General features: G+C 68.1%; 14 protein-coding genes and 1 pseudogene. 7 read left to right on the top strand and 8 right to left on the bottom strand.

Annotation, left to right across the window (positions count from 1 at the left end; translation table 11 throughout):
- Positions 1 to 17: 17 nt before the first annotated feature.
- Positions 18 to 866: a helix-turn-helix domain-containing protein gene (locus EBN03_RS03395; RefSeq protein WP_122186314.1), complete on the bottom strand. Its 849-nt coding sequence runs from the start codon at positions 864 to 866 to the stop codon at positions 18 to 20.
- A gap of 89 nt (positions 867 to 955) precedes the next feature.
- Here EBN03_RS03395 and EBN03_RS03390 point away from each other — a divergent pair, with 89 nt between their 5' ends.
- From EBN03_RS03390 to EBN03_RS03375, 4 genes are all read left to right on the top strand, one after another.
- Positions 956 to 1,348, top strand: a complete 393-nt coding sequence (locus EBN03_RS03390; protein ID WP_122186313.1) for a carboxymuconolactone decarboxylase family protein — start codon at positions 956 to 958, stop codon at positions 1,346 to 1,348.
- 36 nt (positions 1,349 to 1,384) lie between these two features.
- A complete protein-coding gene (locus EBN03_RS03385; protein ID WP_122186312.1) occupies positions 1,385 to 1,858 on the top strand; it encodes a nuclear transport factor 2 family protein in 474 nt (157 codons plus the stop codon).
- Between the two features lie 75 nt (positions 1,859 to 1,933).
- Complete coding sequence (locus EBN03_RS03380; protein WP_122186311.1) at positions 1,934 to 2,704, top strand: crotonase/enoyl-CoA hydratase family protein; 771 nt, start codon at positions 1,934 to 1,936, stop codon at positions 2,702 to 2,704.
- The gene (locus EBN03_RS03375; protein WP_122186310.1) at positions 2,701 to 3,528 is read left to right on the top strand and encodes an SDR family NAD(P)-dependent oxidoreductase; all 828 of its coding nucleotides are present in this window, start codon (positions 2,701 to 2,703) and stop codon (positions 3,526 to 3,528) included. Before EBN03_RS03380 ends, EBN03_RS03375 begins: the two co-directional genes overlap by 4 nt.
- A 33-nt stretch (positions 3,529 to 3,561) precedes the next feature.
- Here the strand turns inward: EBN03_RS03375 and EBN03_RS03370 are convergent, their stop codons facing one another.
- Positions 3,562 to 4,158 (bottom strand): TetR/AcrR family transcriptional regulator, encoded by a 597-nt coding sequence (locus tag EBN03_RS03370; protein ID WP_122186309.1) that lies wholly within the window; start codon positions 4,156 to 4,158, stop codon positions 3,562 to 3,564.
- A gap of 216 nt (positions 4,159 to 4,374) precedes the next feature.
- Here EBN03_RS03370 and EBN03_RS03365 point away from each other — a divergent pair, with 216 nt between their 5' ends.
- Entirely contained in the window at positions 4,375 to 5,169 is a 795-nt protein-coding gene (locus EBN03_RS03365) for a thioesterase family protein (RefSeq protein ID WP_199742575.1), read from the top strand.
- A gap of 20 nt (positions 5,170 to 5,189) precedes the next feature.
- Here the strand turns inward: EBN03_RS03365 and EBN03_RS03360 are convergent, their stop codons facing one another.
- From EBN03_RS03360 to EBN03_RS35735, 4 genes and pseudogenes are all read right to left on the bottom strand, one after another.
- A complete protein-coding gene (locus EBN03_RS03360; protein ID WP_122186307.1) occupies positions 5,190 to 5,687 on the bottom strand; it encodes a nitroreductase/quinone reductase family protein in 498 nt (165 codons plus the stop codon).
- On the bottom strand, positions 5,687 to 6,328 hold the full coding sequence (locus EBN03_RS03355) for a TetR/AcrR family transcriptional regulator (RefSeq protein WP_122186306.1): 642 nt from the start codon (positions 6,326 to 6,328) through the stop codon (positions 5,687 to 5,689). Before EBN03_RS03355 ends, EBN03_RS03360 begins: the two co-directional genes overlap by 1 nt.
- 111 nt (positions 6,329 to 6,439) lie before the next feature.
- Positions 6,440 to 7,099, bottom strand: a complete 660-nt coding sequence (locus EBN03_RS33990; protein ID WP_233608085.1) for a hypothetical protein — start codon at positions 7,097 to 7,099, stop codon at positions 6,440 to 6,442.
- Between the two features lie 323 nt (positions 7,100 to 7,422).
- A pseudogene (locus tag EBN03_RS35735) lies at positions 7,423 to 8,100 on the bottom strand (fatty acid desaturase); the annotation flags it as partial.
- Between the two features lie 118 nt (positions 8,101 to 8,218).
- Between EBN03_RS35735 and EBN03_RS03340 the strand changes: the two are divergent.
- Both EBN03_RS03340 and EBN03_RS03335 read left to right on the top strand, forming a co-directional pair.
- Entirely contained in the window at positions 8,219 to 9,286 is a 1,068-nt protein-coding gene (locus EBN03_RS03340) for a DNA polymerase IV (protein ID WP_122186303.1), read from the top strand.
- Positions 9,287 to 9,703: 417 nt separating this feature from the next.
- Positions 9,704 to 10,495 carry a helix-turn-helix domain-containing protein gene (locus tag EBN03_RS03335; protein WP_122186302.1) on the top strand — a complete coding sequence of 264 codons (792 nt, stop codon included), beginning with the start codon at positions 9,704 to 9,706 and terminating at the stop codon, positions 10,493 to 10,495.
- Here the strand turns inward: EBN03_RS03335 and EBN03_RS03330 are convergent.
- Together EBN03_RS03330 and bla are read right to left on the bottom strand one after the other, a co-directional pair.
- Positions 10,376 to 11,260, bottom strand: a complete 885-nt coding sequence (locus EBN03_RS03330) for an alpha/beta fold hydrolase (protein ID WP_158675522.1) — start codon at positions 11,258 to 11,260, stop codon at positions 10,376 to 10,378. The two genes, EBN03_RS03335 and EBN03_RS03330, sit on opposite strands and share 120 nt — an antisense overlap.
- A 221-nt stretch (positions 11,261 to 11,481) precedes the next feature.
- The gene (gene bla / locus EBN03_RS03325; RefSeq protein WP_122186300.1) at positions 11,482 to 12,411 is read right to left on the bottom strand and encodes a class A beta-lactamase; all 930 of its coding nucleotides are present in this window, start codon (positions 12,409 to 12,411) and stop codon (positions 11,482 to 11,484) included.
- Between the last annotated feature and the right edge of the window lie 28 nt (positions 12,412 to 12,439).

The following is a 12,439-nucleotide window of genomic DNA, read 5'->3' as shown; positions in this document are numbered from 1 at the left end:
GTCAGCCGAGCCGGGTGTCAGCCGATCAGCCGCAGCCCTCGGACCTCCGGCTCGGCCGTCGACGGACCGTGCGCGGCGAGCTGCTGAAGGCGGTCCAGGACCGTCGGGTAGGCGGTGGTGGGCAGGAAGGTCACCAGGCGGTGTCGCGGGTCGCCGGGCAGTTCCAGGTTTTCGTAGTCGACCGCAAACTCGCCCACGGCGGGGTGGTCGAAGCGCTTACTGCCGTGCGTGCGCTGCGTGACGCCGCCGGACCGCCAGAGCGCCGCGAATTCCGTTGAACTGCTGCTCAATTCGTCTACCAGAGCGAGGGCGTCGCGATCGCCGGGATACCGGCCGAGCACCAGGTGCAGCTGAGCCACGGTGGCGGTGGCCACCTCCGACCGGTCCAGGTAGAAGGCTCGCGCCGCCGGATCGGTGAACAGGCTGCGGGCCAGGTTCTCCAGTGGCACCAGCGGCTCGAACATCACCTGCGCCAAGGGATTCGCCGCCAGCACCGTGAACGTGTCGGTGATGATCAGCGCGGGCGCGGCGGTCATCAGGTTCAGCATCCGCCGCAGTTCGGGGCGCACCCGCTTCGGGGCCGACGGCCCGGCCCGCCGTGCCGGCCGGGCCAGTGCCCGCAGGTGCCCGCGCTCCACCCGGTCCAGTCGCAGCACGTCGGCGATGGCGTCGAGCACCTCGTCGGACGGGTGCGCCGCCCGCCCCTGCTCCAACCGCTGGTAGTACTCGGCACTGATCCCGGCGAGCAGCGCCAATTCCTCACGCCGCAACCCCGGCACCCGCCGCCGCCCGCCGCCGGGCAATCCGATATCGGCGGGTTCCACGCGAGCGCGGCACGTCGCCAAAAAGCTGCCCAACTCGGTCATTCCGCGATTCTACGACCTATCGTCGCCCTGGGAGTACGGGGAAAACCGGGGCCTGGTTCGGGTACGTGCACCCCGGCAGGCTCAGTCTCATGAACGAACGCTACCTCCGCGGCGCGGCCCGCCAGCAGGAGATGGGCGGCGCCACCGCCGCCCGCCACCGGGTCTACGACGCACTCGCCGATATCGCGCCGGACCTGCACCGGTTCGCGGTCGAATTCGCCTACGGCGACATCCACGCCCGGCCCGGTCTCGACATCGGCGCCCGCGAACTTGTCATCATCGGCGTGCTGATCGGTCTGGGTGACGCCCGGCCCCAGCTCGAAGCCCACCTGACCACCGCACTCAACGTCGGTGTCGCTGCGGAAGCCGTGGTGGAAGCCGTCATTCAGGCACTCCCCTACGCCGGGTTTCCGCGCGTGCTCAACGCCATGACCGTCGCCCGCACGGTCTTCGCCGAGCGCGACCTGCTTCCCCTGTCCTGATCCGTTCCCCCGCACCACTTTTCGCAAGGAGTCACCATGACCACCACCGCACAGGACCGCAACGACATCATCGAGGCCGCCACCCGGCTGTTCTGGTCCATCGATACTCGCGACTGGGACGCTCTCGCAGGCGTTTTCGCCGAACAGGTCACCCTCGACTACACCAGCATCTGGGGCGGGCAGCCCGCGGTCGCCACCCCCGCCCAGATCCGGGGCGAATGGTCCACCCTGCTGGGCGCTTTCGACGCCACCCAGCATCTGCTGGGCAACCATCTGGTCACCACCGACGGCGACCGGGCCGAACTCACCGCTGTCTTCCAGGCCGTCCACCTGCTGGCCAACCCGTTCGGTTCCCCGCGCTGGACCCTCGGCGGGACCTACCGCATCACCCTGACCCGCGGCGCGACCGGATGGCTCATCGACACGGTCACCATGACCGCCACCTGGGCCGACGGCAACAAGGACATCCTCACTCTCGCCTCCGGTGGCCGACGCCCCACCGCCGCGTGATCATCGCCGCGACGAAAGCTTGACAGTCAGTCCGGACTGACTGTTAGGGTCGAGTGACCGAAACCAGGAGGACCCATGACGACCGACACCGTTCTGGTCGAACGACACGGCCCGGTCACCACGATCGGCATCAACCGGCCGGACGCCCGCAACGCCGTCGACCGAGACACCGCGGAAGCACTCGCCGCCGCATTCCGGTCCTTCGACGCCGACCCGGACGCGGCCGTGGCGGTGCTGCACGGGTGCGGCGGAACATTCTGCGCCGGAGCCGATCTGAAGGCGGTCGCGGCCGGCCGGCCGAACCGGTTCGAACCCACCGGTGACGCGCCGATGGGCGTTTCCCGGCTGCGGCTGAGCAAACCGGTGCTCGCGGCGGTGTCCGGCTACGCCGTCGCGGGCGGGCTGGAGCTCGCGATCTGGGCCGACCTGCGGATCGTCGAGCAGGACGCGGTCTTCGGTGTGTTCTGTCGCCGCTGGGGCGTGCCGCTGATCGACGGCGGCACCGTCCGGCTCCCCCGCCTGATCGGCACCGGGCGCGCGATGGATCTGATCCTCACCGGGCGTCTCGTCCCCGCGGCGGAGGCGATGGCGATCGGCCTGGCCGACCGGATCGTCCCCGCGGGTCAGGCATTGCCGGCGGCGATCGAGCTGGGCCGGCAGCTGGCCGCCTTCCCGCAGACCTGCCTGCGGCACGATCGCCTGTCGCTGCTCGAACAGCAGGGCCTGGACGAAACCCGTGCCCTGGCAGTCGAATACGACCACGGGGTGCATTCACTCACCGCCGACACCCTCGCGGGCGCGGGACGGTTCAGCGCCGGCGCCGGACGCCACGGCAGCTTCGCATGAGCAGCCTTTCCGGCAAGTCCGCGATCGTCAGCGGATCCGGCCGCGGCATCGGTGCGGCCATCGCCCGCAAACTGGCCGCCGCCGGCGCGCAGGTCGTCGTCAACGATCTCGATCCCGCCACGGCGGACGCGGTCGTCGCCGAGATCACCGCCGCCGGCGGAACCGCTGTCCCCTGCGCCGGCGATGTCACCGCCGACGGATTCGCCGACCGGTTCGTCGGCGCCGCGGTCGACAACTTCGGTGGCCTCGACATCATCGTCAACAACGCCGGCTACACCTGGGACGGCGTGGTGCAGAAGATGTCCGACGAGCAATGGGACGCGATCCTCGGCGTCCACCTCACGGCCCCGTTCCGCATCATGCGGGCCGCCCAGCCGGTGATCAGCGCCGCCGCCAAGCGGGAACATGAAGCGGGACAAGCGATCACCCGCAAGGTCGTGAACATCTCCTCCCTGGCCGGCCTGTACGGCAATGCCGGGCAGATCAACTACTCGGCGGGCATGGCGGGAATCATCGGCCTGACCAAGGCCATGGCCAAGGAATGGGGACGCTACCGCGTCACCGTCAACGCGGTCGCCTTCGGGTTGATCAAGACCCGGCTCACCGAGGCCGAGGCCGGATCCGACGCCACCATCGACATCAACGGCCGCACCATGAAGGTCGGCGTGAACCCGATGGTCCTGCAGGCCGCCCAGCACCTGGCGCCGCTGGGACGACTGGGCACACCGGAGGAAGCGGCCGGCGCCGTCTACCTGCTGTGCCTGCCGGAATCGGACTATGTCACCGGCGAGGTGCTCGCGTGCAGCGGCGGGCTGGTCGGCTGATCCGGCTGTTCGGGTGACCGGCTCGGCGGCCGATCAGGACTGTGCCGCTCGGCTCGGCGCCACCTGGTCGGCCGCCGCGCACACCGCGCGGAAGGACCGGCTCCAGGTGTCCAGCAGCGTCTGCTCCACCTCGCGATTCGAGCGCAGGATGCTGGTCGTCGCGAGTCCGCGCAGCAGTTGCAGCAGCGATTCGAACGCCAGGTGGTAGCCGGGCAGCGCGGTGTACTCGGGCCCGAACGCGGCGGCGCCGATCTCGCGCAACTGCCGGCCGACCTCCCGTTCGTACGGCTCCAGGACCGCTCGCAACGCCGCATCGGTACGGGCCGCCATCCACAGCTCCAGCCCCGCCAGAAACAACGGCCCCGACATCACCTCGTGCAAGACCGACACCGCGAACCGCACCCGGTCACCCGCCGGCGCCGGCCGCTCCTGGACCGACCGCAGGTACTCCCCCTGCTGCTCCGCGACGCTGGCGACCGCGGCCACGAACAGATCCGGCTTGCTGGGAAAGTGATGCAGCAGCGCACCCCGCGACGCACCTGCCAGCTCCTGCACCCGCAGCGTCGTCGTGCCCGCGTACCCGTAGTCGACGAGCGAGGTAACCGTCGCCGCCACTAGCCGACGTCGCATGTCCGCAGGATCGATCCGCCGACGTGCGCGGCCGGCCGGGACGGATGCTGCGGATGCGGGCAAGTCGACGTCTTTCCGTGGAGTTACCGAAGGGCGGAGTCGAGTGTATGCGCTGCGCACTCCCGCTCGGCGTCCCGGCGAACCGCCGGTCGCCCGCGTATGGCCGTAGCGACTGGCCCGACAGCAGGCGGTGGACCGCTTGGTACCGTCGGTGCCGTGGCCGACGCCTTCTACGAACCCGACCCGGCAACGCCGAACCGGTTCTTCTCCACCGAACTGACTCGCGGCCCGTGGTCGCCCGATGCCCAGCATGCCGGTCCGCCCTCGGCGCTGCTCGGGCACGCGATCGAGCGGTGCGCGCCGCGGCCGGGGTTCCAGGTCGGCCGGGTCGCGGTCGAGATTCTGGGCCCGGTTCCGCTGGAGCCGTTGACGGTGCGGACGCGCGTGGTGCGGTCGGGGCGCAGCGTCGAGTTGATCGAGGCAACACTGTCCACCGATCGCGGACCGGTGATGCAGGCCAACGCCTGGCGACTCAAATTGGCCGATCCCCCGTTGGATCTGCCCCTGGAGTTCACACCGAGCGGCACCCGGCCGTTTCCCGAATCGGCAGGGCCGCAACAGTTTCCGTCCAACCAGTCGATCGGCTTCCACACCGGCATCGAATACCGTTTCGCCACCAGCTCTTTCACCGAGCCGGGTCCGGCGGTGTGCTGGATCCGCTTGAAGTATCCGATCGTCGCGGGAACGACGCCGAGCCCGCTGGAACGAACGCTGGCCGCCGCCGACTCCGGCAACGGGGTCAGCGCCGTCCTGGACTGGTCGAAATTCCTGTTCATCAATACCGATCTCACGGTCACCCTGCACCGGCAGCCGGTCGGCGAATGGATCTGCCTGGACGCGGTCACCCATCCGCAGCCGCACGGCATCGGGCTCGCCGAATCCGCGCTATTCGACCGGACCGGCCCGCTGGGACGCAGCACCCAAACCCTGCTGGTCGCACCCCGCCCCTGACGGCAGTCAGCGTGGGCGCATCAGCCGGGGCGGGAAGTGCTGAGCTGAAAGGGATGCCACATTCGACCGAGTGAGCGGATAGTGTTGTCGTCCAGATGGTCCGGGCTTTCGCCCAGCTCGGATCGGAGGACCGAACGGGCGCGCCGGGCGAAAACCGGGTCCCGGAACAGCGCTTCCAGGAACTGATATTTCTCCTCATCGACCAGTTCTCTGGCCAGTACGTCTTCGGCCCGCCCGCGGTACAGCAGTCGCGCCTTGCCACCGGCACGGAGATTCCGCGCCCACGCGGTGTCACCTTGCATGGTCATCACATATCGGTTTCCGTCGATCAGGGCGACCCGAACCGGAACCTCGTAGGTTCGACCGGAGACGCGGCCGGTCACCTGCAGGGTTCTGAGCAGGTCGGCGTCGCTGCCGCCGACGCCGACCCCGAGCCGAACCAGAAAACGGATGACGGGGTTCACGTACCGATAGAAGGACTGCCGGCCGGACGTGGGAGACGGTGGGGTGGTGGACATCAACGTATCTCCTGTGTTCCGAGGGTGGTGAAGTTACCGCCCGCGATGTCGAGTGCTTGTGTGATCGCCGCGCGCAATGTCGACGAGGTGTGAGCGTCGTTCCAGTGGTCGAACGCGATTCGCGCGGCGGTGATGGCCGTGCCGGCGACCAGGCGCGGCGTAATGTCGCTCGCCGGCACGTCACCGCGCGCTGCGATCGCCGCCGCGAGCAGTTCTTCGATTGCGGCACATGCCTTCAGCTGTTCACCGCGCAGGGCGGGGTTGTTCATGGCCGCACGCGTCGCCGCATTCGACCCGAGATCGACGTCGGCCTCGTCGGAGAACTGCGCGACGATCGCCGAAGTAACCGCCTGCCACAGCGGTTCATCCGCCGGCCGTCGTTCGAAGGCCTCGACGATCCGGGTGGCTCGATCGAAGATCGGAGCGACGACGGCCTCCTCCTTGCTGGAGAAGTAGTTGTTGAACGTTCGGGCCGACACCCCGGCCGCCGCCGCGATGGCCGGCACGGTCACGTTCTCGAGACCGTGTTCCACGGCCAACTCGAGGGCCACCGCGGCCAACGCTCGACGCGTCACCGCGCGTTTGCGTTCTGCGAGGGTCTCAGTCGCGTCCGAAGCTCGTCGGACCGTCGAGGAAGTCATATCTCGACTGTACCCAACAAATTGCGTACTACGCAATAGATTGCGGACTGCGCAAAAGCTCGCGAACGCGGAAGCTTCAGGCCCTCCGACCGACTCCGAAGTTGTTGCAGCTCAACGGCAGTCGGCCCCGTCGCCGGTGACCTGCGCGTCGCCGCAGCCGTCGACCTGCGCCGGCACAGTGGCCTCGGGGGCGGGTTCGGGACTCGAACTCGCGACCTCCGCGCTCGTCCCCGGATCGCCGAGCGGGCACGCCAGCAGCCAATTCCCGTCGACCTCGGTCCAGGACTGCGGGTCCGTGGAACCATCGGCCGCCGTCACCACCACAGTGCCGCCGCGACCGTGCACGGTGACCGATGCGATTGCGGGCGGTGGCGTTTCGCCGGTGACCACGCCGTCGGCTGTCATCGTCGACACCGGCCGGTCCGGGCAGCCCGGCGCAAGGTACGGCAGCAGTGCCGCCGGATCACCGGTGCGGGCCGCATCGAGAGCCCGCTGCGCCGCGGCCCGCAGTTCGGCAGCCGGGTCCGGCGTGGATGTCACGGCCGCAGCGGTCGACGACACCCGGGCCGGCGCAGCCGCGACGGGCCGCGTTTCGTGCAATTGATGCCGCGTCGCACCGATCACGGCGGCCACCACCGCGGTGGCGGTCATCGCGACGACACCGATTCCCGCCGCCTGCCGACCACGCGACGCCGAACCCACCGAACCCGCCGCCACCGGACCCGAGCCAGCCTCCGCTCCCGATGATTCCTCGACCACGCCGTCAGCCATCTCGAATTTTCCACTCTGCCAGCCGAATCAGTTTCGACCAGAATCGTAGCCACACCCCGCGTACTGCCACTCGACAGCGACGCCGCAGGCCACTCGACCTGCGGCTTCGCCACCCCCGGTGGACCGAGATCTCCGGGCCGCTTCACCGTTGGCCGGCCCGGCTCTCCCGCCACACCCGCCGGACGGAGTAGAGGAGACCGGGGGCGGCGGTGCTCGCATAGGGCGACTCGGGACCGAACTCCCGCATGAGCCGCTCGTGCGCCGGTCCATAGGCGTGATAAGGCAGTCCCGGCATGAGGTGGTGCAAATGCGTGCAGGCGCAAACCGACCGGGCCCCACAATTCGGTCAGCCAGCGACGCCTCGGCATATTGACCGAATCGAGCATCTGTCCCTCGATCGACATGCCGTCCGCGGCAGCAGCGTGATATCGATGTTCACCGATCAAACGAAGGCTGCTCAGCGTGTTGACGCCGGCCATCATGACATACCACTCCACGAGTCTTGCCGGGGCGACGAAGCCGGTCACGGTGAGTGCGACCACTGCCACGAAAACAGCGAAACACCCGGCCTCCTGCGCTGTCCAGGAGCGCTGTTCGGTGCGGTCGGCGGGCATCCGGCGGACATAGTCCGGGTCGATCGTCAGGGCCGACGCCTGCTGATACACATAGCGCCGCACCGGTGGGAACAGCCAGCCGGCCGGGGCCAGGATGCCGAACCGGATCGGGCCCAGGAGCGGCACCAGCGGTGAACTGATGAGCAGCCCGACGATCCGGCCGGGCGGCAGGGTCGCGAACGGGACGTAATCCGGGTCCTGGGACGTCCCGTAGCGCTGAGTGTTGTGGTGCTGCGCGTGGCCGGTGTACATGAACACCGGGATCATCATCGGAATACCGCACAACAGGTTCCAGCCGATCGAGAAGGATTTGAACGGACGCCGGTGCCGAAAGTGGACCACCTCGTGAATGAATGTGGCGGCCCGGAGGAACGCGAGCACCGACACGACATAGCAGACAAGGCTGATTCGAATCCTATGGTCAGACCGGGTTTCTGGTTTTCCGGCCCGGAACTTTTCCGCGATGCGCCACCGGATTGTCGGTGCTCTGCGGTAAGACAGAACCGTGCCCCGACGGCTGCTCCACGTCGATCTCGATCAGTTCCAGGCGGCGGTCGAATTCCGGCGTCGCCCGGAGCTACGTGGTGCGCCGGTCATCGTCGGTGGCAACGGTGACCCGACCGAGCCACGCAAAGTCGTGACCTGTGCTTCATATCCCGCTCGATCCTTCGGGGTGCGGGCGGGAATGGCGTTGCGTGCCGCGGCTCGCAAATGCCCCGATGGCATTTTTCTGCCGCTCGATATGCCGGCGTACGCGGAAGCGTCCGATGAGGTCATGGCTACTCTCGGCCGGGTCGCCGGGCCGGTCGAGGTATGGGGGATGGACGAGGCGTTCGTCGCGACCGACGGCGACCCGTGGCAACTCGCAACCGAAATCCGCAGCGCCGTCGTCGAACTCGGGCTCACCTGCGCGGTCGGCATCGGTGACAACAAACTCACCGCCAAGTTGGCCACCGGCTTCGCCAAGTCGGCCGGCAAGACCTCCGCCGAACCCGACCGCGCCGCCGGCGCGGCCACCGGAATTTTCGAACTCACCGCCGCCAACTGGACCGAACTCATGGGTCACCGCCCCACCGACGCGCTCTGGGGTGTCGGCGCCCGCATCGCGGCCCGCTTAGCCGAGCTCGGGATCGTCACCGTCGCCGACCTGATGGCGGCCGACCCGGCACGCCTCGCCGGCGAATTCGGCCCGAGCACAGGCCCGTACCTGCGCGTCCTCGGCCACGGCAAAGGCGACACCGAACTGACCACGGTCCCGCGAATCCCGGTGGGCCACAGTAAGTCCGAAACGTTCCCGCACGATCTCACCGACCCGGACGAGATCCGCCGCGAGGTAGCCCGGCTGGCCACCGAGGTCGCCGAGGAGATGGCCGAAGCGGGCCGGATCACAACCCGGGTCGCGGTGACCGTGCGCACCGAAACCTTCTACACCCGCAGCAAGCAGCAGAAACTCTCCGTGCCGACATCCGACGTCGCAACGATCGTCGACACCGCCTCGACGATCATCGACCGCTTCGACCTCGACCGCCCGGTGCGACTGCTCGGGGTACGACTCGAACTGGCACCACAGTGAATCACCGCTCGCACACGGCCACTCGACAGCATTCGTAATGCCACACAAGCCGGCGCACCGAAGCTTCTGCCGATCTGCCCCCTCCCGAAGCTCAGATCGGCAGAACCTTCAGTTGCGCCGCCCTGATCGGCCGAGGCCTTGCTTCCGCCCGCGTCCCGATCCGGAGCAGCGGAAGAATTTCGAGGACGGCGTATCTCGATCGAACCAATTCCGGCCGCCGATTCGCAAGAGACCGGACCAGCCCGCTTCGGAATCAGCCACCGAGGGACTAGCACCGCGAAGTGTCAGTTCGACACCGTGGCAAAGCTTTTCGAGCCCGGGGACTCGACCGGTCTCGCCACCGACAGTGGCGGATCCGGTCGGGCAGGCGCGGTGTGGGAAGCCGACAGATGAAGCGGGGCAGTAGGATAGAACGCCATGGCCGTGTCGAATGTGTGGGGGGAAACCCGGCAACAGCCGGTCTGCCCCACCGCTGGGGATCTCATTGCGTATCGGCGCGCGGAACTCGGGAAGACCCAGGCCGAACTCGGGATGCTGTTGAGCCTCAGCCCCAATTACATCTCGCGCATCGAGCGCGATCAGGCCCAGATAGCCGAGGACATGCTGCCGCTGGTATGCCGAGTCCTGACCTTGGACGTGCCGACGTCGCGGCACCTGTATCGACTCAACGGGTGCCGCTATCCCCGCACCGGGACAGTGGAGCCGGAGGAATTCGTCGGGGCCGGGTGGCTGGCCGACACCGTGGCAAACCTGACGACGAGCGGAGCCGCCATCGCGGTATTCGACCGCGACGGTTGGGGCACTGTGCAAGCATCGAACCAGCAGTTCGACGCCGCCTTTCCCGGTTTGGCGGAGTCACCCGGCCCGCTGTGGTGGATGTTCGCCTCACCGGTGGCCGGGCGCGTACTCGAGGACTGGGAGCAGGTCGCCGCGGGAACAGTCGCCCGCCTACGACACTGGGCCGCCCACCCCGACCGCCGCGCCGAGGCGCAGAAGATCCTCGACGAGCTCGCGGAGCTGCACTACTTTCGGGCCTACTGGTTCCGTCGCGATCTGAGCGGGATCTCGCGGTCCGGGCGCGGCGCGCCGCTACGAGTTCGTGACGGCGCCGGCCAGGTTCGACTGTGGCGCACAATCCGATTGCGACCTACTCCGGCCGACAGCGACGCCTATGTCGTGGTCGCTGTCCCCGAGGTCGAGGCGTTCTAGGAAGTCGGCGATCAGGTCACTCACGATCTCGGGGTGGCTGATGTTCGGCAAGTGATTCGCGCCCTCGACCGTGTGCAGCGGCGACGTGGGACCGCCGAGATTATCGCGCAGGGTGATCATGTTCTCATCGGAGAATGCCTGGTCACCGGCGCCGCGGATCAGTAGCGCCCCGCAGGTGATCCGAGCGAGTTCCGGGAGCAACGAGGGCCGGTTGATCAGGCACGCGAATGAATTGCGCATCCGCTGCCGATCTTCCGCCAGCCACTTTGTGACCCAACGCATCTGCACATCCCGCCTGCCGCCGATGGTGGCGGCCGCCAATGCCCGAGCGAACCCCTTCACCAGGTCGTCGTCATCACCGAGCCACACGCCGAGAACATCACGCCAACGCGACTTCTCTTCGTCGCTGTATGCGGTCGCCGAGGTTCCGATGAGTACCAGACCGCCGATCCGGGCCGGCTCCAACAGGGCCATGTGCATGCCGGTCATTGCGCCCGACGACACGCCACCTGCGACGAATCTGTTCAGACCGAGATGATCGGCTACCGCCAGATGATCGCGCGCCAAGCGCCAATAGTCGTACGGCGCGTCGGTCTCTCGGGTAGGCCCGTGCCCCCGCGAATCGACACACACCACACGGAAACGGGAGGACAGGGCGGCTACCTGCCCGTCCCACGCATCGTGATCCGTCCAACAGGAATGACTCAGCATTACTGCCGGACCGGCACCGTCATCGGTGTAGAACACCTCGGTGCCGTCCGGCACGCTCACGTACGGCACAGCCGTCCCCTTCCGCGCGATCCCCCGCCTGGACAATAACAGGTTCCACCGATCGCTTCGGGCCGTGTTCAGTCCGAGACCTGTTGACCCGCAGGTAAATCCGTTGCGACAGCGCTCTGGGTGGTGGACCACAGTGCACCCGGTTGTCAGCCAGGCGGCCGTCGTCGGCCGCCCGTGCGACACGGCCGACGACATCCGACTGCCGGTCAGCCGTGAACGGTGGTGACGGCTACCTTCGCGACCGCGGCGACGAGCGGATTGTCCGCGGCGGCAGCCTGATCCGGCTTGGTGGTCAGTACGGCGACGACCAGCGGACCGGTGCCGTCGGCGGGCCAGGTGACGGCGACATCATTGGCCGATCCGTACAGTGCGGTGCCGGTCTTGTCGCCGGTTTTCCAATCCGGTGGCAGCGCAGCGCGGATGCGGGCATTGCCGGTCTTGTTGGCGACCAGCCAAGCGGTCAGCTGATCTCGTTCCGGGGTCGCCAGTACATCGCCGAAGATCAGGGCGCGGTAGTCGGCGGTCAGTGCCGCGGGGGTAGTGGTGTCGCGGTCGTCGCCGGGATCCATGGCGTCAAGTTCCGGCTCCCAGCGGTCGAGGTGCGTGACCTCGTCGCCGATCGAGCGCGCGAAAGCGGTCAGCCCCTGCGGACCGCCGATTTGTTTCAAGAGCAGGTTGCCGGCGGTGTTGTCGCTGTAGGTGATCGCCGCGTCGCACAGTTCCCGGATCGACATCCCGGAGTCGAGGTGCTTGCTCGTCACCGGCGAATCCTGCACCACGTCGTCGGAGGTGAAATGGACTGTCTGATCGAGGTAGCCGGTGCTGATCGGATGTGCGCGCAGCACCGCGGCAGCGGCGAGCGCCTTGAAGGTGGATGCCATGCCGAACCGCTCGTCCGCACGGTATCCGACCGTCTTGCCGGTTCGGATGTCCACCGCGAACAAGCCGACTCGGGCACCGTGTTCCTGTTCCATGGCCGCGAACTCGGCATCGACGGCCGGCGTATTCGCCGAGACCGCGGCGGGCGTCGCGGACGGTGTGGGCGTGGTGCTCGTCGTGCTGCCACAGGCGGCCAGCGGACCGAACAGCAGCACGGCCGCCAGCGCACGGCATTTCCTCAGGGTGGACTCTCGCATGCAGGCCACTCAACCGGAGGTCGGACAC

Origin of the sequence: Nocardia stercoris (genome assembly GCF_003696265.1) — a bacterium.
In the GTDB taxonomy this organism is placed as follows: domain Bacteria; phylum Actinomycetota; class Actinomycetes; order Mycobacteriales; family Mycobacteriaceae; genus Nocardia; species Nocardia stercoris.
Note: the sequence above shows the minus strand (reverse complement) of the source record. Positions and strands in the feature narration are given on the sequence as shown.